The following is a 22,520-nucleotide window of genomic DNA, read 5'->3' as shown; positions in this document are numbered from 1 at the left end:
GGCGCCTCGGGGGTCATTCGACGCTGATCTCCGCGATCCGGGCGCGGAACCGCCCCGCCTCGTTGCTGTCCGGAGGCAGCTCAGGGATGTACAGCATGACCCGGCCGGTCTCCACCGGCTCATCGGGCTCCAGTCGCACCTGCCCGTCGCCCGCGAAGGCCCCGGAGGCGAGGACGTCGCCGGGCGAGCCGTCCTCGTTCACGGTCCGCAGCTCGAGGGTGCCGCCGGTGTTGCGGGCGGTGGTGACGGTCACTGCCGAGACCTTGGACTTCTCCGCGAGGTCCATGCGGAGACCGATGCCTTCCTTCAGCCCGCCGTAGTCCGGGCTCGCGTAGTGCTGGGTGGACCAGAAGGTCGCCGGGTCCTCGTCGGTGAGGCGGTCCTGCTGGTCGGTGTGGTCCGGGTCCCCGCCACCCTGGGAGGACAGCTCGACGCCGTCGATCTCCGGGGACGGCAGCTCGGGCTCCTCGGTGTTCTCCGGGGTCGGCTCCACGGGAGCGTCCCCGGTGTCCGTCTCCGTCGGGGCCGGCGCCGCAGCGGTGTCCAGAGGATCGGACATTCGGTCGCGCAGACCCGAGGTCGCGGTGGTCACGGCGAAGACGGCGGCGATCAGGGTCAGCAGCACGGCGCCGGCGATGATCCACTGCGATTGCCGCGAGCGCTCTTCGGGTTGTTGGGGGCCCCAGGCATAGCTGCCGGGATCGTCGTGGTCGGTGGCGACGCTGACCACGTCCCGCAGCAACGAGCTGCCGGAGGCGGGCACGGTGGTCTCCACGGGGTGGTCGTCGAGGGAGGATCGTCCGCGTCCGTGCACCACGATAGGACCGGTTCTCGTCGGTGCGAGGGACTCGGTGCGACCTGCGACCGCCACGGGGGCCGTCGCGGAGGCCACCTCGGGAGCCTCTGACGGAGTCTGCGCCTCGGTGGGTGTGTGCGTCGCAGCCGGGAACGGCCTCGCGGCAGCGGCCGCGGAGTCCGCGGACGACGGCGACGGGGCGAGCGGCCACTGGCTGCCCGATCCGCGGGACGGGGCCGCGGCGGCGTCGACCCCGGCGGCAGCCGCTCCTCCTGCGGCGGCTCCTCCCACTGCGGCCGGGAGCGTGGACGTCGGCTGCTCAGAGGCCGACGCCGACGAATCGTCTTCCGACGTCGCCCCGTCGGCCTGCGGTGATGGCTCGTCGCCGACCGCGGGCTGCTTGGATTCCGGCGCGGCGATGTCGAGGTGGCCCGGGAACGGACTGGTCCCGCGCTTCTCGTCGAGATGGAGATCGTGCACGATCGCCTCGGCATCGGCGGAGCGGCGAGCCGGCTCCTCCTCTGCTGCCCGGGTCGCGGCATCCGGGACGGAGGGGTCCCGCTCCGCGTCGGCCGGCTCCTCGGACTGCGCCGAGCCCGATCCCGCGGTGCGGTCCGGGTGGCCGGTGACCGCTTCGGTGGCCCCGACCGCTCCGAGGGCACCGGCCGCTCCGGCAGCCCCCGCGACCCCGGCTGCGGCGGCGGCTGACGGGTGCGTGGTCGTGTCCGCGTCCACCGCATCCGCCGAGGCTGTCGGGTCCACCGAGGCCGTCGAGCTCGCCGGGTCCGGTTCGGCGTCCGTCGTCCGTGCTCCTGCCGTCGCCTCGCCTGCCGCCGCCTCGCCCGTCGCCGCCTCGCCCGTCGTCGCAGCTGCGGGCTGTGTTCCTGCAGCGGGGCGGCGGTGCGGGGCCGGATTCGGATAGGCCTCGAGGGTGACGGGGATCGACTGCCACGGCTCGAGCGCGGCGATCAGTTCCCGGGTGGTCTCGGGGATGTCCTCGGCGGACCCGTTCAGGACCAGGTCGCACAGCAGATCCAGGTCCTGCGGGGTCTCGGTGTCCACGACAGTGCTCGGCCGGGGCACGGTGCCCGAGGCGTCGTGCTGGGGACTGCGACCGGTCAGCGTGCGGTACAGCAGGGCGACCAGCGCGGCGGTGTCCTGGAAGGAGGCGGTCTCCCGCGACCGGTCCAGGCCGACGTGCGCCGCCGCCTCGACGCCGACGCCGAGCACCACGACGGCGCCGGTGCGGGTGTCGACGAACAGGCGGTTGGAATCCAGCAGCTGGTGGCGCACACCACGACGGCGGGCCACCTCGAGCCCGGTCGCGGCCTCGCCGATGATCGAACGGGCCGTCTCCGGGTGCAGAGGCGCCTTGCTCAGCAGCGCCGCGAGCGGTGGGGCGGGCGGCAGCGCATATTCCACGATCGTCGTCGGCCCGTCGTCGGCGGGATCCTCCTCCCCGGTCTCACGGGGATCGTCGAGCACGACGATCTCGCGGACCGGCAGCAGGTGCGGGTCCTCGACCAGATAGGCGCGCCTGACGGCGTCGGCCGCCTCCAAGGCGGCCTCACCTCGCACGATGAACAGGATGACGGACTCACCGGTGGCCACCGTGCGGGCGCGGTGCCAGACCGCGTCGTCGGCGACGCCGGACAGGGGGATCTTCCCCTCCAGCGTCCACCGAGAACGCAGTGCGTCCTGATGCGGGATCGTGTTCACGGACCGTCCTTCTCCTCGTCCTGCCCTCCTGCGCCCCTCGCGAGCGTCCCCATGCTACGAGGTCACCCTGCGACGTCGACCGGTCACCCGGGTCACGACACGCTGGGCGTAGCCGATCAGCTGGTGCACCTCGCTCACCTTCAGCGCCCAGCCGACGGCGGCGAACACCGCCGCCATCACCACCGCGACGACGCCTCCCAGCAGGACGGCCGTCAGCCGGTGCCACCAGATCAGGTCACCGGCGAGGGCGACCAGAGCGGTGCCGACCGCCCAGCTGGCGACGGTCGCCACGAGCAGCTTCCCCGTGACGATCAGGCCCGTGGTGATGCTCGGCGGCGGCGTGTCCAGCGCGGCCGCGTGGCGGCGCAGCTGCCACATCCCGACCAGCCAGGCCACGAGATTGCCGAGGCTGGTGGAGCCGGCCGCGGCCATCGTCGCCCACATCGGATCGACCGTGTTCAGGATGATCGGGACCGCAGCGAGGCTGATCACGGTGATCGGGATCTGGGAGATGAACGGGGTGCGGGCGTCCTCGTAGGCGTAGAACACCCGTTTGATCAGGTACAGCGAGGCGAAGGGCACCAGTCCCAGCATGTAGGCGACCAGCACGGTGCCGTTGGCTCGGGCACCGATCTCGCCGGTGCCGCCGCCGATCGCCCACATGATCGGGCCCGCCAGGGCGATGAACACCGCGGTGCACAGCATCATCGGCACCGCCAGCATCCGGTTTGTCTCCGCGTAGCGGGCGAGGGCACCGGCGTGGTCCCCGTCGACCGCGCGCCGCGAGATCGCGGGGAAGACGGCCGTGACCACCGCGACCGCGATGATCCCCTGGGGGATCATGAACGCCATGTACGCCCAGTCCATGGTCAGCAGCGCCGGGTAGCGGGCGGCGAGCTCCGGCTGGTCGTGCAGCTGCTCGGTCATCCGCACCGCCCCGCCGGTCGCCCAGCGCGAGGCCCAGATGCCCAACTGCCCCAGCCCCAGCATCCCCAGGGTCCACAGGCCGATCCGGCTGAGCTTGCCCAGACCCAGGCCGCGGAAGCCCCAGCGGGGCCGCAGCCGCAGATCCAGCCGTCGGACGTACCAGGACAGGAACACGACCTGCGCGGCCGAGCCGCCGACGTTGATCGCCGCCATCGCGATGATCATCGGCAGCGTCCAGTCGGCCGGGGAGCCGACGCTGCCCCAGGCGGCCAGGAACATCGCGGCGCCGAGGATGCCGACGAGGTTGTTGAGCACCGGCGCCCACTGGTAGGGCCCGAAGGAGTCGTGGGCGTTCAGCAGCTGCCCGCACATCACGTACAGCGCCGAGAAGAAGACCTGCGGCATCATCCAGTAGCCCAGCTGCACCGCGAGCGCGTAGGTCCCGGGCGGCAGCACGCCGCTGGTGACGGTCAGCAGCACCGGGACGGCGAGCATGCACACGAGGGTGATGCCCAGGGAGACCGCCGCGACCAGGGTCATCAGGCGCGAGATGTAGTCGCTGCCGCGGTCCGGCCGCTTCACGGCCCGCACGATCGCGGGCACCAGGATGGCGTTCAGCGTGCCGCCGCCCACCAGCAGCCAGATCGTGTTGGGCAGGGTGTTCGCGGCGCTGAAGGCGCTGGCGGCCGACGACATGGACCCGGACAGGATCGCGCCGAACATGAAGTTGCGGACGAAGCCCAGCAGCCGGGAGACCATTGATCCCGCGGCCATCACCACGCTGGCCTGCATGAGCTTCGTGCGGCTGGAGGCCGCGCCGTGCCGGCGGTGGCGGGGGACGTGCTGGGCGCGGAGGGCGGTGCTCATGAGCGGTCCTCCTCGGGACGGTCGGCGTCGGGCTCGGGGCGGGGGTCGTCGGCGGTCGACGGGTCGTCGTCCGCGGGCGGGATCCGCTCTTCCTCCTCACCGGCCGCGTCCTCCGTGGCGTCCCGTGCGACCGTGCTGGCGGAGTCGTCCGCAACGTCCGAGACCGGGGCGGGCGTCGAGCGACCGGTCAGGGCCAGCTCCTCGGGGTCCTCCGGACCGCGGACCGCCGGGGCGCGGGTGGAGGCGCCCGTTCGGCGGGCCCGGGCCACGCCGACGACCACCAGCACGCCCATGGCGATGACCAGCACCAGCGTGGTCCAGTTCTCCCAGGCGGGGTTGACCGTCAGCGGCACCTCGACCGGCTCGGTCAGTGTCTTGCCGTCCTCCGTGGTCAGCACCGTGGTCAGGGTGACGGTGCCGTTGGCGACGGCGTCCACCGGGACGGTGGCGTCCACCTGGCCGCGGGCGGGGACCTCCACGGCGCCGTGCTCGCCGATCTGGACCAGGGGGCGGTCAGAGGAGACCTCGGTGTGCACCGTGATCGGGGAGTCCAGGCCGTTGGAGATGGTGATCGGCACGCCCACCGAGTCGGAGATGAGGTTGTACCCGGAGGCGGGCACCACCTCGATCTTCCCCTCCAGGTCCTCGGCGAGGGCGGCGGATCGCGCGGCGCGCTCGGAGGGGATCTCGGGCTGGCCGCGCCAGCGGGTCGAGACGGCGCCGAGCACCTCCAGGCGCGGCGGCTCCAGCGAGGAGTCGTCCTCCATCACGGTGGCCAGCGTGCCGAGCCGTCGCCAGGTGTCCTCGAGCGAGTCGATCGTCTCGGGGTCGAGGAGCTCGGGGTCCCGGGCGGCCTCGAGATGCTTCCAGCTCCCGTCCTCCTCGCGGGCCGAGGGCATCACGTCGGCACCGCCGAGGCGCCCGTGGGCGAAGAGCTCGCCCCCGTCGTCCTGGGCGTCCGTGGTGAGGTTCTCCTGCGCGGCGGCGTCCAGCAGGCTGCCGGTGCGCCCGCTGGAGACCCAGGGAGCCTGCGCGAGCGCATCGAGGGTCGCGCCGGCCGCGGCGGGGTCCAGCGCGGCGTCGGGATCCGGGGAGATCAGCAGGTGGCGCGGGGCGCTGCTGTACTCGGACGCGATGGTCGCGGTCTCGGCGAGCATTCGTTGGCGGGTCTGCTCGGTGTCGGAGTCGGCCGTGAGCTGGGAGAACTCGTCCGAGAGCACGGCGTCCGGTGCGAGCAGGGGCAACTGGTCCCCGTCGGCTGACTCGTACACGCCCACCGAGCTCGGGGTGACGCTCCCCTCCAGATCGGCGCGCAGGGAGACCGAGGGCAGGATCGCCGTGGACGCGCCGGCGTCGAGCAAGCCGTCCAGGGCCTCGCCCGAGGCCGTCGGCCCCTCGACGCGCATCGACGAGGCGCGTGGGTCGACACCGGACTCCTCCCAGGTCGCACTGCTCTTCTCGCGCACCACGTCGCGCAGGGTGCCGGCATCGGCCGCCTCGAGGCTCGCGACGTCCGCCCGGGCGTAGGGCGCGGACAGCACGGTGCGCTCCCCGGCCCCCTCCTCCAGGGCGGTCGCGAGGTCCTCGGACCGGGGATCGGGCGCGTACTGGCGCGGCGGCTGGACCGACTCCTCGTCCTGGGCGTCCTCACCGCTGCCCTCCTCGGTGTCGACGGGCAGCAGCGGCGGGTCCAGCAGGGCCGGGTCCAGCCACCAGTCGACGTCGTCGCGCAGGGCGAGCTCCTGCTGGGCGGCGAGCCGCCCGGAGGCGAGGGACTCCTGGTTGGCCTGGGGGTCGGTGACCGCGGCGGCGGGATCCGGGGAGGTCACGGGCAGAAGCACCGACTGGGTGATCGACGCGGTCGCGTCCTCCGGGCGCCACACGACGAAGGAACGCAGTCCCGAGAGCGGCTCGTCGCCCGCGACGGCGGTGAGGGAGATGCGGCGGGTCCCCCAGTAGTAGGAGGCCTCGTCGTAGTCGAGCTCCTCGGCGCTCGCCTCGACGGTCAGCGTGGTCGACGCGCCGGGGGCGAGCTCACCGACCTCGTCCGAGGTGGCGAGCGCCGCGCCGGAGGTGTCCGGGGAGGTGTCGGACTGCCAGTCGGTGAGCATCTCGCGATCGGTGACACGGGAAGTGCGGGTGCGCAGCTCCAGAGCGACGTCGGGCAGCGGCTCGGAGGAGGTGTTCGTCACCTCGATCTGGGCGGTCAGCGTGCCGCCCGGGGCCAGCGAGGTGGGGGTGAGGGAGACGAGGTCCATGCTCACCGGCGCGTCGGAGGCCGGTTCCGGAGGGGCGGCGGGGGTCTCGACGCCGGCGGCGCGCGCACCCGGGATCAGGGTCGCCGAGCCGCCCACCAGCACAGATGAGGCCATGAGCAGTGCCGTCAGCAGTGCCGCGAGCATCGGGCGCACGGGTAGCGGGGACGACGGCATGGTGACACTGTAAGCGGCCGCTACCGTAGAGGGGTCCCGGGTGCACGAGACCCTTACATCGCGTCCGTCTCACGCCCGAACGCCCCCCGATCCATGACAGGACCCTCCGTGCCCGACCCCCTCGACCCCGTCGACCCCGCTGATGAGACCGCCGGCACCACGGAGCGGCTCGCGGTAGCCCGCACCCGGTCCGCTTCCATGTTCCGGGCCCTGCCCGAGGAGATCCACGACCTGGGCCGACGCTTCGAGGCCGCCGGCTTCGAGCTCGCCCTGGTGGGCGGCCCGGTGCGCGATGCGGTGCTGGGCCGCTCCAGCGCGGACCTCGACTTCACCACCTCCGCGCGACCGGAGGAGACCGAGACGATCCTGCGGCAGTGGACGCACGACGGCGCGATCTGGGACATGGGGCGCGAATTCGGCACCTTGGGCGGGGTGCGCGACGGCGTGAGGGTGGAGATCACCACCTACCGCACGGAGTCCTACGACCCCACCAGCCGCAAGCCGCAGGTCGCGTACGGCGACACCCTCGAGGGCGACCTCTCCCGCCGCGACTTCACCGTCAACGCGATGGCCGTGCGGATCCCCTCCCTCGAGCTGGTCGACCCCTTCGACGGCCTCTCCGACCTGGCACGCACGGTGCTGCGCACCCCGGTGACGCCCGAGCAGTCCTTCGACGACGACCCCTTGCGCATGATGCGCGCGGTGCGCTTCGTGTCCCAGCTGGGCTTCCGGATCGAGGACGCCACGGCCGACGCGATCGAGGCGCTCGCCCAGCGGATCACCATCGTCTCCTCCGAGCGCGTGCGCGAGGAGCTCGTGAAGCTCATGCTCGGCGCCCACCCGCGCGGCGGGCTCGAGCTCCTGGTCGAGCTGGGCCTGGCCGCCCACGTGCTGCCCGAGCTGCCGGCGCTGAGCCTCGAGATCGACGAGCACCACCACCACAAGGACGTCTACCAGCACACCCTCACCGTGCTGGACCAGGCCGTCGATCTCGAGAGCGCGGCCGGGTCCGGCGGCCCCTGCGAGGGCCCGGACCTGGTGCTGCGCCTGGCCGCGCTGTTCCACGACATCGGCAAGCCCGCGACCCGCCGCTTCGAACCGGGCGGGGTGGTCACCTTCCGCTTCCACGAGACCGTGGGCGCGAAGCTGACGAAGAAGCGGATGAAGGCGCTGACCTTCGACAAGGACACCACCAGGAAAGTGGCGCGGCTGGTCGAGCTGCACCTGCGCTTCCACGGCTACGCCGACGAGCCGTGGACCGATTCGGCGGTGCGGCGGTACGTGACCGACGCCGGCGACCTCCTGCAGCACCTGCACCGGCTCACCCGGGCCGACGTCACCACCCGCAACCGTCGCAAGTCCCGTCAGCTGGCCCGCGCTTACGACGAGCTCGAGGCCCGCATCGATGAGCTCGCCGCGCAGGAGGAGATCGATCGGATCCGTCCCGACCTCGACGGGAACCGCATCATGGAGATCCTCCGGATCCCACCGGGCCGCGCCGTGGGCGAGGCGTACACGCACCTGCTCGAGCTGCGCATGGAGCACGGTCCCCTCGGTGAGGAACGGGCCATCGAGGAGCTGCTGACCTGGTGGGAGGCCCGCGAGCGGGAGAACCGCTGATCCTGGGAGGCGACGTCGAGGTCGGGTGTGACAATCGTGTGACCGTCCGAACGGTCCATGTGAGCGGCGCCGCACGAGACGTGCACACCCTGTGTGGTTCGACGCGGGGTCGTTCCGTCGGACGGGAGAGCGTGCTCATACTGGGAAGTCGTGCGCCCTCCCGGTGTGCGCACCCGTACGTCCCCTCGAAGGACCAGGAGCAGTCATGAGCGATTCCCGCCGCTCGTCCCATGGCTCGTCGGGCCGATCCGAGCGATCGAAGGCCTCGTCGAGCGGTGGCGCACGCCGCGCCGCCGGAGTGCGCCGCACCTCGTCCGGCAAGCCTGCGGGGAAGACCCCGGATCCGAAGGGCACCAGCCGCACCGGCACGGCGGCAGGAGCGGGCGCGGGAGCCGCGAACTCCTCCGGCAGGCCCACCTCCCCGAAGTCCACCTCGAGGACCGCCTCGCACGGTGCCGCCGCCGGCTCGGCCGCCGCGTCCGGCCCCTCCGCGTCGGCCTCGGACACCGCCGGCGGCCGCACCTCCGTCAACGCGCGCCACGCGCGGCCGGGTGCGAAGCGTGCCGGGGCCGCGACGGCCGCCGCGGGCGGGTCCCGGCGCGGCGCGACCAAGAAGGCGGCGGCGACCAATTTCCTGAACTATCCCCGCGCCGGGGCGAAGAACCCCTGGCGCTGGCTCCCGTCCTTCCGCCTGATCGCCGGCGTGATGGCGCTGCTGGTCCTGGCCGGTCTCGGCTTCGCCGTGTGGCTGTACAACGACACGGAGGTGCCCGAGCCCTCCGACATCGCCCTGGCCCAGACCAGCCGCGTCTACTTCTCCGACGGCACGACGGAGATGGGCTCGTTCAGCGACATCAACCGCACCGAGCTCGGATCCGACGAGATCCCCCAGAACATCAAGGACGCGGTCGTCGCGAGCGAGGACGACAGCTTCTACGAGAACCGCGGCGTCTCCCCGCGCGGCATCGTCCGCGCTCTGGTCAACAACCTCTCCGGCGGCTCCCGGCAGGGTGCCTCGACCATCACCCAGCAGTACGTCGAGCGGTACTACACCGGCACCACCACCTCCTACGTCGGCAAGGCGAAGGAGGCGATCATGGCGCTGAAGATCGACCAGGAGCTCAGCAAGGACGAGATCCTCTCCCGGTACCTCAACACCATCTACTTCGGTCGCGGCGCCTACGGCGTGCAGGAGGCCTCCCAGGCGTACTTCGGCAAGGACGCCTCCGAGATGACCGAGGAGGAGGCCGCCCTGCTGGTGGCCGTCATCCCCGGTCCTTCCGCCTACGACCCGGCCAACAACGAGGAGGACGCCGTCCGGCTCTGGGACCGCGTGATCTCCCGGCAGGTCAACCTCGGGCAGCTGACGCGCGAGGAGGCCGACGCGATGCAGTTCCCCGAGACCATCGAGCCCCGGACCGAGAACTCCTTGGGCGGCACCAACGGTTATCTCCTGATGCAGGTGCGCAGCGAGCTGCTCGAGCAGGGCTTCACCGAGGAGGAGATCAACACCGGCGGCTTCACGATCGTCTCCACGATCGACCCGTCCATCCAGGAGAACACCGTCCAGGCGATCGAGGACCTCCCCGATGACCGCCCCGAGCAGAACAAGGTCGGCACCGTGACGATCGACCCCTCCACGGGCGCGATCAAGGGCATGTACGGCGGCCCGGACTACGTCACCCAGCCGCGCAACGACGCCACCCAGTCGCGCATGCAGGCGGGGTCGATCTTCAAGACCTTCACCCTGATCGCGGCGCTCCAGGACGGCTACCCGCTCGATTCCCGCTGGGACGGCAACTCTCCGAAGACCTTCCCGGGCTGGACGGTGAAGAACTTCTCGGACGTCGACTACGGTCGCGTCTCGCTGGAGGAGGCGACCGCCCACTCGATCAACACGGCGTACGCCGAGGCGAACCTCGAGATCGGTCCGGAACGCACGGAGCAGACCGCCATCGAACTGGGCCTCCCGGAGACCACGCCGGGCCTGGACTCGGCGGCCTCCAACGTGCTGGGCACGGCGTCACCGACCGTCACCGAGATGGGTGAGGTCTACTCGACCATCGCCGCCGGCGGCGTGCACCACGGCTCGCACATCGTGAAGACGGTGACCCGTCCCGACGGGTCCACGCGATACGAGTTCGAGTCCGAGGAGCGGCGGGTGATGGACGAGGACGTCGCGACGAATGCGACCGTCGCCCTGCAGGGACCGCCGACGAAGGGCTCCGCCCGAGAGCTCCAGAACGTGATGAACGGGCGCCAGGTGGCCGGCAAGACCGGCACCTCGGAGAGCTTCCGCTCCGCCTGGTTCGTGGGCTTCACCCCGCAGCTGGTGACGGCGGTGGGGATGTTCCAGCCCTCGGAGGACGGCACCTCCGCGGAACAGTTGACAGCCTTCGGCGGCGAGGAGAGCATCACCGGCGGCACCTACCCCACCGACATCTGGGGGAACATCATGTCGCCCTCGCTGGAGGGACAGGAGATGCTGCAGTTCGACGAGGCGGTCACGCTGGACAACGAGACCCGGGAACGCAGCACCCCGGAGCAGCCCGTGCAGGAGGACCAACAGCCGTCCCAGAACGACGAGGAGCTCGGCGGCCAGCCGTCGGATGAGCCGGGCGATGAGCCCTCCGACGAGCCGTCGGATGAGCCGGGCGATGAGCCTTCGGACGAGCCGAGCGACGAGCCCTCGGACGAGCCCAGCGATGAGCCGTCGGACGAGCCGAGTGATCAGCCCTCCGATGAGCCCTCGGGTGATCTCAGCGAGGAACCGTCCAACGGCGGGGACCAGGACGCGGAGCAGCCGTCGGAGGAGACCTCCGAGGACGAGGCCCAGGGCGGTGACACCGGCCAGGGCGGCGGCCTCGGTGAGGGAGACGGCGGCGGGGCCGATGCACTGCTGCCCTCGACGCCGAGCTCGACGGGCCGGGAGGGTTACGGAGGGGACTGAGCGCGGACTGACCGGTCGGTCCTCATGGAGCCCTCACGCGGCACGGCCCTACGGTGAAGGGTGTCACCGACACCCGATCCCTCGAGGAGGGAACCGTCATGACATCCGCGAAGAACAGCCCCACCCCGGCCCCCGGTCGCCCGAGCAGCCGCCCGCCCTCGCTCGAGGAGCCGACGGAACCCACCGGCCCGCTGCCCCCGAAGCCCGACCAGGAGGGCGCCGAGCCCCGGACGCCGACGGGTGCCGAACCCGGCCCGGAGCGCTCCACCACCGCCCAGCAGGGAGAGCACCTCACCACCTCCCAGGGTGCGCGCCTGCGCGACACGGACCATTCGCTGAAGGCGGGACGGCGCGGCCCGGTGCTGCTGCAGGACCACCACCTGCGCGAGAAGATCACGCACTTCGACCACGAGCGCATCCCGGAGCGGGTGGTGCACGCGCGCGGCGCCGCCGCGCACGGGGTGTTCGAGGGCTACGGGTCCGCCGAGCCGATCTGCCGCGCCGGCTTCCTGGCCAAGGGCGCGCGCACCGAGGTGTTCACCCGGTTCTCCACGGTCGTCGGCTCCCGCGGGTCGATGGACACCGCCCGGGACACCCGCGGCTTCGCTACCAAGTTCTACACCGACGAGGGCACGTTCGACCTGGTGGCCAACAACATCCCGGTGTTCTTCATCCAGGACGGGATCAAGTTCCCCGACGTCGTCCATGCCGCCAAGCCCCACCCCGACCGGGAGATCCCGCAGGCCCAGAGCGCCCACGACACCTTCTGGGACTTCATGTCCCTGCACACCGAGGCGCAGCACCACACGCTGTGGTTCATGGGTGATCGTGGGATCCCGCGGTCGTTCCGGATGATGGAGGGCTTCGGGATCCACACCTTCCGGCTCAGCAATGCCGACGGGGAGACCTCGCTGGTGAAGTTCCACTGGAAGCCGACGCTCGGCGTGCACTCGCTGACCTGGGAGGAGGCCCAGCTCCTGGGAGGCGCCGACCCGGACTTCCACCGCCGCGACCTCTCCGACGCGATCGAGGCCGGCGCCCACCCGAGCTGGGAGCTCGGCCTCCAGGTGTTCCCGGACGAGCCGGAGCAGAGCTTCGAGGGCATCGACCTGCTGGACCCGACGAAGTTCGTGCCCGAGGAGCTCGCCCCGGTCCAGCCCGTCGGGCGCCTGACCCTGAACCGGAACCCCAGCAACTACTTCGCCGAGACCGAGCAGGTCGCGTTCAACCCCGGCCATCTGGTGCCCGGCATCGACGTCACCGACGACCCTTTGCTGCAGGTGCGGCTGTTCTCCTACGTCGACACGCAGCTGACCCGGCTGGGCGGACCGAACTTCGCCCAGCTGCCGATCAACCGCGCCCACGCCCCGATCAACGACATGCTGCGCGACGGCTACGGCCAGCAGGCCGACTACGCGGGGGTGGCGCCGTACCAGCCGAACTCGCTCGACGGCGGCTGCCCCGTCATGGCCGTAGCCGGGGCCGACGCCTTCACGGACCTGCCGGTGCGGGTGCCCGAGGGCGTCAAGGAGCGGGCGCTGTCGGCGACCTTCGAGGACCACTACAGCCAGGCCCGCCTGTTCTGGCGCAGCATGACCCCCGTGGAGCAGGACCATATCGTCGACGCCTACGCCTTCGAGCTGGGCAAGTGCTACGAGAACGTCATCCGTGAGCGCCAGCTGCAGTGCCTGGCGAACATCGACGGCGAGCTGTGCGCCCGCGTGGCCGCGGCGCTCGGGATGCCCGCTCCGGGCCCGACGGTCCCCGCCGACGACGAGGGCGACGGCCAGGTCATCACCAGCGGCCCCCTGTCCCAGCTCGGCGGGACCTGGCCCACCGACGGCCGGATGATCGGCATCGTCGTCGACCCCGACGGCGAGAACTCCGATCTGCTCGCGCTGCACGAGGAGATCGTCTCAGCGTCGATGACCCCTGTGGTCATCGCCCCGCGCGGCGGTGAAGTGGCCGGCGTGCCGGTGGGTCGCACCCTGGGCACCGCAGCCTCCGTCGAGTTCGACGCGCTGCTGCTGGCGGGCGCGCCGCTCAGCGCCCCGGACTCCAGGCCCTCGGTGGATCCGAAGGCGGGCGCACCGAGCTCCGGGGAGGTCGAACCGCGGGTCGGGAAGCTGATCGACGAATGCTGGCGCCACGCGAAGGCGCTGGGTGCCTGGGGCGCCGGGCGTCAGGCGCTCGAAGCGCACACGGCCCCAGGTGGCGCGGGACTCGTCCTCGGGGACGACCCGTTCACCGTGCTCGGCGAGATCCGGTCCCTGCTGGGCGCCCACCGCGTGTGGGAGCGGTTCCCGGCGGCGGTCTGAGCGGTGCGAGGAGGGTGGCCAGCGCGGAGCGCAGGACCGCCTCGGGGTCCGGCTCCTGATCGCGGTGCAGGCTCGCGTAGACCGGCGCCGCCTCCTCGTCGATCGCGGCCGCGAGCTCAGCCTCGGCGAGAGGCGCGGTGACGGCGCTGCCGATGACGAGGTTCGAGACCGCGTAGGACGTCCCCAGCGGTTCCGCGGCACCGGCCGTGACCAGCAGGTCGCACATCCGCTCGGACAGCTGCAGATGGTTCGGCCCGCGCGGCGGGCGCCGGGAGATCACCTCGCACGCCCACCGGTGCCGCAGCAGGTGCCGATACTGGGCGAGCAGGAGCCCCATGAGATCGGGGCCCCGCAGAGCAGCGGCGACCTCCTGGTCCTCGCCGAGGACGTGATCGAGCGCGAGATCGAAGAGGTCCTCCACACCGTGCACTCGCGAATAGACGCTCGACGGTGCCACCTGCAGCGCGCTCGCGACGGATCGCACGGTCAGGGCCCGCGGCCCGCCGTCGTCGAGCAGGATCGCCGACGCCCGGGCGAGGGCCTCGTGGTCCACGGAGCGCTCGCGCCGCACCTCCTTGCGATGGTTCCAGTAGCTCATCCCACGATCCTAAACGAACAAGGTTAGTTTAGGGCGATGCTCGACGCCGACCTGCTCCCGCTCTCCGACGACCGGGCTCGTCTGCGGCCACTGGCCCTGCATGACGCCGCCGCCTATGCCGAGGGGACCGAGGACCCCGCGGTGCGCACCCACGCGCATCTTCCCGAGCCCCGGTACACGCCCTCGAGCGTGCGCGCCATGATCCGGCGCGACGTGGAACCCGGCCTGCAGCGCGGTGACCTCGCCGTCCTGACCATCGCCGATCCCGCGACGGACTCCTTCGCCGGCAGCCTGGTGCTCTTCGGCGTCCGTGCCCCGGAGGTCGAGGTCGGCTTCTGGATCCATCCCGCGCACCGCGGGAAGGGCCTGACCGCCGCGGCACTCGAGCTCGGAGCCCGATTCGCGGCCGGTAGCGGACTCCGACGACTCACAGCGCGCACCTCCGGCCACAACGTGGCCTCGCAGCAGGTGCTCGCCACCTCGGCGTTCGAGCTGGTGGGGCACGCCGTGGAGACCGCCCCCGATGGGCAGCTCGTCGAGCTGCTGCGCTACGAGCGCCCGCTCGGGAGCTGACGGCGTCGTCGCCGGGCGGCGCTGCGGGGCCGTTCTCCGCACCCAGCTGCACCGCTCGCCAGGTCGGTGTCCTGCCCTGTTACCAGGATCACCGGGTGGTCCGCATGCCCTACGGTTCCCCGGCGAATTTCGTGAGGTTAGTCTTGCCTAAGTCTGTCGAGCCTGTTCGGCAGCCCGACCTTGACCCGCAGGAGAGCCATGACCGTCACGACCCGCTTCGCCCGCCGTACCTGGCTCGCCGGTGCGCTCGCCGCGCCGCTGGCGCTCGCCGCCTGCAGCGGGAACGGAGAGGGCGGGGGCCCCGGCACCTCCGACGACGGCGGAGCCGGGGCGGGCTTCACCCCCGTGACGCTCGAGCACGCCCTCGGCAGCGCCGAGATCACCGAGAAGCCGCAGCGGATCGTGACCCTCGGGCAGGGCTCGGCAGAGACGGCCGTCGCCCTGGGCCGCATCCCCGTGGGCATCGAGGAGTACCCCTGGGGCGCCGACGACACCGGTTACCTGCCGTGGATCCACGAGGCGGTCACCGAGGCCGGCGGCGAGCTGCCCGAGCAGTTCACCGGCGGCACTGAGCTCGACGTCGAGGCGGTCCTCGCCCTCGAGCCCGACGTCATCCTCGCCCCCTGGTCCGGCCTGACCCAGGAGCAGTTCGACATCCTCACCGACATCGCCCCCACCGTCGCCTACGCGGAGCAGCCCTGGGTGATCACCTGGCAGGAGCAGATCACCACGATCGGCAAGGCCCTGGGCGAGGACGAGGCGGCCGCCTCCCTGATCGAGGAGATCCACACGACCTTCGAGGACTCCGCGCGGCCCGAGTACGCCGACCACACCTTCTCCTTCATCTACAACTCCGGCCCCGGCACCCTCGGCGTCTTCTACGAGGACGAGCAGCGGGTGGCGATGGTCCGCGCACTCGGCCTCACCGTCGACCCGGTCAACCAGGAGCTGGGCGAGTGGGACGAGCCCGGCACGGACTCCGCCATGATCGGTCTGGAGAACGCCGACCTGCTGGCCGACTCGGACCTCATCTTCACCTTCTACTCCGACGAGTCGAACCGGGAGACCATCGAGGCCCAGGACCTCTACGCCTCCATCCCCGCCATCGAAGCGGGCGCGGTCGTGGCGCCGACGGACCAGTCCTTCGTCACCGGATCCTCGATCATCACCCCGCTCACCGTCCCGTGGGCCCTCGAGCGCTACGTGCCGATGATCGACGAGGCCATCGCGAAGGTCTCCGCGAGCTGAAGTGGGCAGGACCGCTCTCGCCCCGCACGGCCCGCCCGATGATCTGTCGGACGGGCCGTCGGCCGTCCCCGGAGACGCCTCGGCGGCTCCGACCGGGGCCCGCCTCCCGCCCTGGCTGGTGGTGGTGCTGGTCGCCCTGGTGCTCGTGCTCGCCGCCGTGGCCAGCCTCGCGCTGGGCGCACGCGCCGCGAGCCCGGCCGAGGTGTGGGCCGCATTGCGCGGCGGCGGTGAGGAGCACATGCGGCAGGTGGTCGCCGCCCGCGAGCCGCGCACGGTGCTCGGGGCCACCGTCGGTGCCGCCCTGGGCGTCTCCGGGCTGCTCATCCAGGGCGTGACCCGCAATCCCCTGGGTGAGCCGGGCCTGCTCGGCGTGACCAGCGGCGCCTCGGCGGCCGTGGTCACCGCCACCGCTTTCCTGGGAGTCACCGGCAGCGGTGCCGGAGTCTGGGTGGCCCTGCCCGGGGCGCTGCTCGCGGTGGTGGTGGTCTACCTGCTGGGACGCCCTGCCGGGTCCCACTCGGTGGTGCCGCTGATCCTGGCCGGCGCCGTGGTCTCCGCGGTGCTGTACGCCTACATCCAGGCCATGATCCTCACCCGCCCCGACGTCTTCGACTCCTATCGTCACTGGGTGGTGGGCTCGCTGTCGGGCTCCTCCTACGCCACCCTCGGCGCCGTCGCCCCCGCGCTCGTGCTCGGCCTGGTGCTGGCGATCGTGGTGGCGCCGGGACTGAACATGCTGGCGCTGGGCGACGACGTCGCCACCGCTCTCGGCACCCGGGTCGGCCTGCTGCGCGCCGGGGCGCTCCTCGCGGCGACCCTGCTCGCCGCGGCCGCCACGGCCGCCGTCGGGCCGATCGCGTTCGTCGGCCTCGCCGTCCCCCACCTGGTGCGAGGACTCGTGGGCAGCGACCACCGCTGGCAGCTGCCGATCTGCCTGCTGCTCGGTGCCGCACTGCTGCTCGGCTCCGACGTCCTCGCCCGGGTGATCGCCCGACCTCAGGAACTGATGGTCGGGGTGGTCACGGCCTTCCTCGGCGCCCCGTTCCTGCTGTGGTCGGTGCGTCGCGGGAAGGTGACGACATGACCGGGCGCGCGCTGTCCTCCCGCCCCCTGGGCATCGGGATCCTGCTGGTCGCGGCGATCCTCTCCGGAGCGGTGGCGACCCTCGCCTGGGGCGAGCTCGGGATCGGCCCCGGGGAGCTGGCCTCCGCCGCCCGCGGCGAGGCCGGCACGAAGGTCACCTTCGTCCTGGAGCGGCTGCGCGGGCCGCGGCTGCTGGTCGGCATCGGGGCGGGCATCGCCTTCGGTCTGGCCGGAGCGCTGTTCCAGACCGTCACCCGCAACCCCCTGGGCAGCCCCGACGTGATCGGTCTCGGGGCCGGCGCCGGGGCCGGGGTGGCGCTGGCGACCCTGCTCGCGCCGGGACTCGTGCCCGCCCCCGTCGGCGCCCTGCTCGGCGCCGCCGTCGCGATCGGCCTCGTGCACGTCTCCACCGGGCTCGGCTTCGCCTCCCCGGCGCGCGTGATCATCACCGGCATCGGGGTCTCCGCGATGGCGCTGGCCGTCACCCAGTACGTCGTGGCCGTCGCCCTGCGCGACAGCTCCTCGCAGCTGGCCGGTTACCTGGTCGGCACCCTGAACTCCCGCAGCCTCGGCCAGGCCGCGCTGATCGGCATCGCGCTGATGGTGCTGATCCCCGCGGTCGCCCTGCTCTCCCACGACCTGCGGATGATGGATCTGGGCGATGAGCTGGCCGACGCCCTCGGCGGCTCCGCGCTCCGTACCCGCACCGCGGCGATCCTGCTGGCCGTGCTGCTGGCCGCCGCGGCGGTCGCGGTCGCCGGCCCCATCGCCTTCGTGGCCCTGGCCGCCCCGCACATCGCTCGGCGGTCCGTCGGCGCCCCAGGCCCCCAGCTCGTGCTGTCGGCCCTGGTGGGCGCGTTGATCATGGTGCTCGCCGATTTCACCGTCCAGCACGTCGCCCCGGTCGAGGACCTCCCCGTCGGTGTCATCACCGCCGGGGTGGGCGGCGTCTACCTGGGCTATCTGCTGTTGTCCGAATGGAAGAGATCCGACGCATGAGCGCCTCCGATACCGCCTCCTCGCTGCGGCTGGCCGCGGCGACCGTCGCCTACGGGGAGAAGCCGGTCCTGGAGGGCCTCGACTTCACGGTGCCCCGGGGCTTGTTCACCGCCGTGATCGGCCCCAACGGCTGCGGGAAGTCGACGATGCTGAAGACGCTCGCCCGCACTCTGCGCCCGCGTGCCGGGGAGGCCCTGCTCGATGAGCGTCCGCTGGGGCGCTGGCGACCCAAGGCCGTCGCACGGCGCATCGCCCTGCTGCCGCAGGATCCCGTCGTCCCGGAGGGCATCACCGTGCGGGCGCTGGTGGGCAGGGGTCGCCACCCCTATCACTCGCCGCTGCGTCAGTGGCTGCCCGGGGACGACGAGGCGGTCGCCGCCGCGCTCGAGGCCACGGGCGTCCAGCGGATCGCGGAGCGGCCGGTGGCCGGGCTCTCCGGCGGTCAGCGCCAGCGGGTCTGGGTCGCGATGATCCTCGCGCAGGGCACGGAGTACGTGCTGCTCGATGAGCCGACCTCCTTCCTCGACGTCGCCCACCAGATCGACGTGCTGCACCTGTGCCAGGACATGCGTGAGGAGGGGCGCACCGTCGTCACCGTGCTGCACGACCTCAACCAGGCCGCCCGCTACGCCGATCACCTGGTGGTGATGGACTCCGGGAGGATCGTGGCCTCCGGGACGCCCGCCGACGTGCTCAGCGAGGAGCTGGTCGACGAGGTGTTCTCGCTGCGCGCCGTGGTCACCGCCGATCCCCAGAGCGGCACCCCCCTGGTCATCCCGCGTCGCCGCGAGGACTGATGCGCCCGGACCTGCCGTGAGCGGGGGCGTGAACTGCGGCGACCCGACCTCACATCGATGTCAGGTCCTCCTGTGCGACGATCGGGTATGGCCACACGATGCGAACAGTGCGGGAACCGGATCCGAGGCAGGATCCACACCTCGGTGACGGGTCGTCACCTGTGTCAGCGCTGCGGCACCCGGCTGCAGGGGCGCACGGCCGGGGCGGTCGCCGGGGGCGGGATCGCCGGAGGCCGCAGCACCGGCGGCTGGTACGCCCGGGTCAGGAAGGCGATGGGGCGCCCGCCGAGGCGCTGAGGATCCTGTGGCGCCGAGGGCGGGAGGGTGCAAGGATGATCGCCATGACCTTCGCGAACGTGGCCACCCTCGATTCGGCACCGGGCAGGCGTGACGACCTGGTGGCCCTCCTGACCCGGCCCAGCGACGCCCTCGAGGCGCTGGGGTGCCTGGCCTACGAGGTCGGGGTGAACGCCGAGGAACCGGACACGGTGTTCGTGCTCGAGCTGTGGACGAGTGCCGAGGCGCATCGGGCCTCGCTGCAGCGCCCTGAGGTCCGCGACTCCATCGCGGCGGCGCGCCCGCTGCTCTCGGGCGGATCCGGCGGCCTCCGGTTCGACGTGGTCGGGTCGCCCCTGCGCGAGTGACGGTGCCGGCTCCCTGCGTGGTGACGCCGCGCGCCCTCCGTTGTGATGCCGCGCGCCCTCCGTTGTGATGCCGCGCGCACGTCCCGGCCCGCTCTGGCCCTCACCGGAGGGGCCGGGTAGGATCGTGCGGTCCGTGTCGTGCGTCGCCGATGCCCGCGCGGATGGCATGAACCCTCCTGCCACGGAGAGACCGTGGCCGCTGAGACCACAGGAGGTGGGTACCAGAACATGCGTAAGTACGAAATGGTCGTGATCCTCGACCCGTCCGTCGATGAGCGGACTGTCACCGAGACCTTCGAGAAGCTCGTGCAGGTCATCCCCAATGAGGGTGGCACCATCGACAACGTCGACGTCTGGGGCAAGCGGAAGTTCGCCTACGAGATCGACAAGAAGACCGAGGGCATCTACATCGTCCTCAGCTTCACCGCGAAGACCGAGACCTCCCAGGAGCTGGACCGCCAGCTGGGGCTCAACGAGTCCGTCCTGCGCACCAAGGTCATGCGGCTCGACGCCAAGTGACCTGCGCTCACTGATCCCCGCACCACACCTACCGACCCCGGAGCAGAGGAGCATCCATGGCGAATGACACCGTCATCACGGTGATCGGCAACCTCACCGCTGATCCCGAGCTGCGTTTCACGCAGTCCGGCATCGCGGTCGCGTCCTTCACCATCGCGTCCACCCCGCGCAGCTTCGACCGTCAGACGAACGAGTGGAAGGACGGCGAGGCTCTGTTCCTGCGCTGTTCCATCTGGCGCGATGCCGCGGAGAACGTGGCCGAGTCGCTGGAGAAGGGTGCCCGCGTGATCGCGCAGGGTCGCCTCAAGCAGCGCTCCTTCACCGACCGTGAGGGCAACAACCGCACCAGCATCGAGCTGGACGTCGACGAGATCGGCCCCTCGCTGCGCTACGCGACCGCGAAGGCCAACAAGGTCCAGCGCGGCGGCGGACGCGGCGGCCAGGGCGGCTTCGGCGGCGGTGGCCCCCAGGGCGGTGCCCCGCAGGGCGGCGGCCAGGGTGGTTACGGCGGTCAGGGCGGTTACAACAATGCCCCGCAGGGCGCTCCCTCCGCCGACCCGTGGGCCGGCGGCGGCAATCAGGGCGGGTACGACGACCCTCCCTTCTGATCGTGACCGCTGACGCCGCACGGGCCTGAGCGCGTGAGGCGTCCGCACCGATCGCTGCAGTTCCAGATCCATTCCATCCCGGGTGCATGCCCGGGCTCCCCTCAGAAAGAAGGAGCACCACGATGGCCAAGCCTGTTCTTCGCAAGCCGAAGAAGAAGCAGAACCCGCTGAAGGCCGCCGGTCTCGAGACCGTCGACTACAAGGACGCCGCGCTGCTGCGCAAGTTCGTCTCCGACCGCGGCAAGATCCGCGCCCGTCGGGTCACCGGCGTCACCGTCCAGGAGCAGCGCAAGATCGCGAAGGCCGTGAAGAACGCCCGCGAGATCGCGCTGCTGCCGTACTCCACCTCCGGCCGCTGAGCGAGGAAGGGAAGCACATGACCAGCAAGCTCATCCTCACCCATGAGGTCACGGGTCTCGGCACCGCCGGGGACATCGTCGATGTCCGCGACGGCTACGCCCGCAACTTCCTGCTGCCTCGCGGCCTCGCCACCCCGTGGACCAAGGGCGGTCAGCGTCAGCTCGACCAGATCCGTGCGGCCCGCGGCAAGCGCGCGATCGCCAGCCTCGAGGAGGCGCAGTCCCTCAAGGCGACCCTCGAGTCCAAGCCCGTCGTCATCGCCGAGCGCGCCGGCGACAACGGCCGCCTCTTCGGTGCCGTGGCCTCCAAGGAGGTCGCCGAGGGCGTGAAGGCGATGTTCGACAAGGACATCGACCGTCGCACCGTCGAGTTCCCCACGCCGATCCGCTCGCTCGGTGAGCACAAGGCCACCGTGCGCCTGCACGAGGACGTCTTCGCGAACCTCGTCATCCAGGTCGTCGCCGCCAAGAGCGCCGTCAAGGCCTGATCGACGTACTGCGAGGTACGAGCGGTAGGAGATCGGGCAGTTCGGTAGGGCCTGATCGACGTACTGCGAGGTACGAGCGGTAGGAGGTCAGGAGAGTCGGAGAGTTCCTGATCGCCCGGATTGATCGCGTATGTCCTGAGGAGCCCCTGCACCACGTCGGTGCAGGGGTTTCTTCGCGTGGATCTCGCCCAGGCCCGTTTCTGCTCTCGGGCCGATCAGGCACGTCCACCGCGGGCACCCCGGATACAGGATCCGGAGGAGCAGTAGGCTCAGCGCATGTTCGGACGAAGCAGGCAGCAGCAGGTGCACATCGACAGCCTGCAGGCACAGATCCGAGATCTGGAAGGGCTGGTCGACGTGCTGGCCGCACGCGCGGACATCGGCCAGGAGGAGCTCCTCCGCCTGCGCGGTGAGGTGGGGCCGAACATCCCGGCCGAGTCCCGTCGGCTCGTCGCCGAGGGCAAGGACATCGCGGCCATCAAGGTGTACCGCGAACACACCGGGGCGGGCCTCAAGGAGGCCAAGGACGCGATCGACCAGTATCGGGCGGGCCTTGCCTGAGGGCGTTCCCAGCGCGCTTCGGTGGCCGAGCGGCCTCCGACCTTCGTCGACCGCAGCATCGACCATCTCCGATCTGGGTTCCTCCCCTCGCATGATGTCCCCCGTTCCGGGGTCGGGCAGAGTCGGGACATGACGATCACCGAACAGACCACGAAGACCGAGCCTCCCCCGACCCGCCGCAGGCCCCGCCGTGGCCACACCGTGCCCCTCATCGCGATTGCCATCGTCCTGGGATCGATCGGCTACGGCCTCACTCTCCTTCCCGCCGTCGGCCTCGCCGGGCTGTTGGTCCTCGTGCCCGCCGCGATCCTGCTCCTGGTGGGATTGAACGAGTCCGTCCGGGAGGAGTTGCGCAAGGAGTACTGAGCCGCCCGGTAGGGCAGGTGAGGACACCGCTCGCGCACACCCGGCCCG

At 71.7% G+C, this 22,520-nt stretch carries 19 protein-coding genes; 15 read left to right on the top strand and 4 right to left on the bottom strand.

Translation table 11 applies throughout. The annotated features are described in order from the left end of the window. Nucleotides 1-13 precede the first annotated feature (13 nt). From JOF43_RS03730 to JOF43_RS03720, 3 genes are read right to left on the bottom strand one after another with little or no spacing between them, the layout of a single operon-like run. Nucleotides 14-2,515: a hypothetical protein gene (locus JOF43_RS03730; protein WP_209899287.1), complete on the bottom strand. Its 2,502-nt coding sequence runs from the start codon at nucleotides 2,513-2,515 to the stop codon at nucleotides 14-16. Nucleotides 2,516-2,569: 54 nt separating this feature from the next. Continuing rightward, complete coding sequence (murJ, locus tag JOF43_RS03725; RefSeq protein WP_209899285.1) at nucleotides 2,570-4,309, bottom strand: murein biosynthesis integral membrane protein MurJ; 1,740 nt, start codon at nucleotides 4,307-4,309, stop codon at nucleotides 2,570-2,572. Continuing rightward, a complete protein-coding gene (locus JOF43_RS03720; RefSeq protein WP_209899282.1) occupies nucleotides 4,306-6,741 on the bottom strand; it encodes a DUF6049 family protein in 2,436 nt (811 codons plus the stop codon). The genes murJ and JOF43_RS03720 overlap by 4 nt, the downstream gene beginning before the upstream one ends. Before the next feature lie 93 nt (nucleotides 6,742-6,834). Here JOF43_RS03720 and JOF43_RS03715 point away from each other — a divergent pair, with 93 nt between their 5' ends. From JOF43_RS03715 to JOF43_RS03705, 3 genes are all read left to right on the top strand, one after another. Then, on the top strand, nucleotides 6,835-8,361 hold the full coding sequence (locus tag JOF43_RS03715) for a CCA tRNA nucleotidyltransferase (protein WP_209899279.1): 1,527 nt from the start codon (nucleotides 6,835-6,837) through the stop codon (nucleotides 8,359-8,361). 205 nt (nucleotides 8,362-8,566) lie between these two features. Beyond that, entirely contained in the window at nucleotides 8,567-11,311 is a 2,745-nt protein-coding gene (locus tag JOF43_RS03710) for a transglycosylase domain-containing protein (protein ID WP_209899276.1), read from the top strand. A 98-nt stretch (nucleotides 11,312-11,409) separates the two neighbouring features. Further along, entirely contained in the window at nucleotides 11,410-13,629 is a 2,220-nt protein-coding gene (locus JOF43_RS03705) for a catalase (protein ID WP_209899273.1), read from the top strand. Here the strand turns inward: JOF43_RS03705 and JOF43_RS03700 are convergent. Then, nucleotides 13,556-14,227: a TetR/AcrR family transcriptional regulator gene (locus JOF43_RS03700; RefSeq protein WP_209899270.1), complete on the bottom strand. Its 672-nt coding sequence runs from the start codon at nucleotides 14,225-14,227 to the stop codon at nucleotides 13,556-13,558. The two genes, JOF43_RS03705 and JOF43_RS03700, sit on opposite strands and share 74 nt — an antisense overlap. 36 nt (nucleotides 14,228-14,263) lie before the next feature. Here JOF43_RS03700 and JOF43_RS03695 point away from each other — a divergent pair, with 36 nt between their 5' ends. The 12 genes from JOF43_RS03695 (at nucleotide 14,264) to JOF43_RS03640 (ending at nucleotide 22,472) form a co-directional block, all read left to right on the top strand. After that, nucleotides 14,264-14,800, top strand: coding sequence for a GNAT family N-acetyltransferase (locus JOF43_RS03695; protein WP_209899267.1), 537 nt, complete (start codon nucleotides 14,264-14,266; stop codon nucleotides 14,798-14,800). Between the two features lie 198 nt (nucleotides 14,801-14,998). Further along, nucleotides 14,999-16,048 (top strand): iron-siderophore ABC transporter substrate-binding protein, encoded by a 1,050-nt coding sequence (locus tag JOF43_RS03690; protein ID WP_209899264.1) that lies wholly within the window; start codon nucleotides 14,999-15,001, stop codon nucleotides 16,046-16,048. Nucleotide 16,049: 1 nt separating this feature from the next. Beyond that, nucleotides 16,050-17,132, top strand: a complete 1,083-nt coding sequence (locus tag JOF43_RS03685) for a FecCD family ABC transporter permease (protein ID WP_342592079.1) — start codon at nucleotides 16,050-16,052, stop codon at nucleotides 17,130-17,132. Further along, nucleotides 17,129-18,130 carry a FecCD family ABC transporter permease gene (locus JOF43_RS03680; protein WP_209899262.1) on the top strand — a complete coding sequence of 334 codons (1,002 nt, stop codon included), beginning with the start codon at nucleotides 17,129-17,131 and terminating at the stop codon, nucleotides 18,128-18,130. Before JOF43_RS03685 ends, JOF43_RS03680 begins: the two co-directional genes overlap by 4 nt. Then, nucleotides 18,127-18,927, top strand: coding sequence for an ABC transporter ATP-binding protein (locus JOF43_RS03675; protein WP_209899259.1), 801 nt, complete (start codon nucleotides 18,127-18,129; stop codon nucleotides 18,925-18,927). The genes JOF43_RS03680 and JOF43_RS03675 overlap by 4 nt, the downstream gene beginning before the upstream one ends. 341 nt (nucleotides 18,928-19,268) lie before the next feature. Further along, nucleotides 19,269-19,571 carry a putative quinol monooxygenase gene (locus JOF43_RS03670; RefSeq protein ID WP_209899256.1) on the top strand — a complete coding sequence of 101 codons (303 nt, stop codon included), beginning with the start codon at nucleotides 19,269-19,271 and terminating at the stop codon, nucleotides 19,569-19,571. A gap of 228 nt (nucleotides 19,572-19,799) precedes the next feature. Beyond that, on the top strand, nucleotides 19,800-20,090 hold the full coding sequence (gene rpsF / locus JOF43_RS03665; protein WP_209899253.1) for a 30S ribosomal protein S6: 291 nt from the start codon (nucleotides 19,800-19,802) through the stop codon (nucleotides 20,088-20,090). Between the two features lie 56 nt (nucleotides 20,091-20,146). Then, nucleotides 20,147-20,698, top strand: coding sequence for a single-stranded DNA-binding protein (locus tag JOF43_RS03660; RefSeq protein ID WP_209899250.1), 552 nt, complete (start codon nucleotides 20,147-20,149; stop codon nucleotides 20,696-20,698). 122 nt (nucleotides 20,699-20,820) lie between these two features. Beyond that, nucleotides 20,821-21,057, top strand: a complete 237-nt coding sequence (rpsR, locus tag JOF43_RS03655) for a 30S ribosomal protein S18 (RefSeq protein WP_209899247.1) — start codon at nucleotides 20,821-20,823, stop codon at nucleotides 21,055-21,057. Nucleotides 21,058-21,074: 17 nt separating this feature from the next. Beyond that, on the top strand, nucleotides 21,075-21,545 hold the full coding sequence (gene rplI, locus JOF43_RS03650) for a 50S ribosomal protein L9 (RefSeq protein WP_209899244.1): 471 nt from the start codon (nucleotides 21,075-21,077) through the stop codon (nucleotides 21,543-21,545). Nucleotides 21,546-21,821: 276 nt separating this feature from the next. After that, entirely contained in the window at nucleotides 21,822-22,106 is a 285-nt protein-coding gene (locus tag JOF43_RS03645) for a ribosomal protein L7/L12 (RefSeq protein WP_209899239.1), read from the top strand. A 129-nt stretch (nucleotides 22,107-22,235) separates the two neighbouring features. Then, on the top strand, nucleotides 22,236-22,472 hold the full coding sequence (locus JOF43_RS03640; protein WP_209899237.1) for a hypothetical protein: 237 nt from the start codon (nucleotides 22,236-22,238) through the stop codon (nucleotides 22,470-22,472). Nucleotides 22,473-22,520 lie beyond the last annotated feature (48 nt).

Source organism: Brachybacterium sacelli (genome assembly GCF_017876545.1).
Lineage (GTDB): Bacteria > Actinomycetota > Actinomycetes > Actinomycetales > Dermabacteraceae > Brachybacterium > Brachybacterium sacelli.
This window is presented reverse-complemented; position numbering and strand designations above follow the sequence as displayed.

Excerpts from the sequence above, each read along its gene's own strand:
- JOF43_RS03640 (WP_209899237.1), top strand. The coding sequence starts at position 22,236 with ATGACGATCACCGAACAGACCACGAAGACCGAGCCTCCCCCGACCCGC.
- rpsR (WP_209899247.1), top strand. The coding sequence starts at position 20,821 with ATGGCCAAGCCTGTTCTTCGCAAGCCGAAGAAGAAGCAGAACCCGCTG.
- JOF43_RS03645 (WP_209899239.1), top strand. The coding sequence starts at position 21,822 with ATGTTCGGACGAAGCAGGCAGCAGCAGGTGCACATCGACAGCCTGCAG.
- JOF43_RS03670 (WP_209899256.1), top strand. The coding sequence starts at position 19,269 with ATGACCTTCGCGAACGTGGCCACCCTCGATTCGGCACCGGGCAGGCGT.
- JOF43_RS03710 (WP_209899276.1), top strand. The coding sequence starts at position 8,567 with ATGAGCGATTCCCGCCGCTCGTCCCATGGCTCGTCGGGCCGATCCGAG.
- JOF43_RS03660 (WP_209899250.1), top strand. The coding sequence starts at position 20,147 with ATGGCGAATGACACCGTCATCACGGTGATCGGCAACCTCACCGCTGAT.
- JOF43_RS03695 (WP_209899267.1), top strand. The coding sequence starts at position 14,264 with ATGCTCGACGCCGACCTGCTCCCGCTCTCCGACGACCGGGCTCGTCTG.
- rplI (WP_209899244.1), top strand. The coding sequence starts at position 21,075 with ATGACCAGCAAGCTCATCCTCACCCATGAGGTCACGGGTCTCGGCACC.
- rpsF (WP_209899253.1), top strand. The coding sequence starts at position 19,800 with ATGCGTAAGTACGAAATGGTCGTGATCCTCGACCCGTCCGTCGATGAG.
- JOF43_RS03715 (WP_209899279.1), top strand. The coding sequence starts at position 6,835 with ATGACAGGACCCTCCGTGCCCGACCCCCTCGACCCCGTCGACCCCGCT.
- JOF43_RS03690 (WP_209899264.1), top strand. The coding sequence starts at position 14,999 with ATGACCGTCACGACCCGCTTCGCCCGCCGTACCTGGCTCGCCGGTGCG.
- murJ (WP_209899285.1), bottom strand. The coding sequence starts at position 4,309 with ATGAGCACCGCCCTCCGCGCCCAGCACGTCCCCCGCCACCGCCGGCAC.
- JOF43_RS03720 (WP_209899282.1), bottom strand. The coding sequence starts at position 6,741 with ATGCCGTCGTCCCCGCTACCCGTGCGCCCGATGCTCGCGGCACTGCTG.
- JOF43_RS03700 (WP_209899270.1), bottom strand. The coding sequence starts at position 14,227 with ATGAGCTACTGGAACCATCGCAAGGAGGTGCGGCGCGAGCGCTCCGTG.
- JOF43_RS03680 (WP_209899262.1), top strand. The coding sequence starts at position 17,129 with ATGACCGGGCGCGCGCTGTCCTCCCGCCCCCTGGGCATCGGGATCCTG.
- JOF43_RS03705 (WP_209899273.1), top strand. The coding sequence starts at position 11,410 with ATGACATCCGCGAAGAACAGCCCCACCCCGGCCCCCGGTCGCCCGAGC.
- JOF43_RS03675 (WP_209899259.1), top strand. The coding sequence starts at position 18,127 with ATGAGCGCCTCCGATACCGCCTCCTCGCTGCGGCTGGCCGCGGCGACC.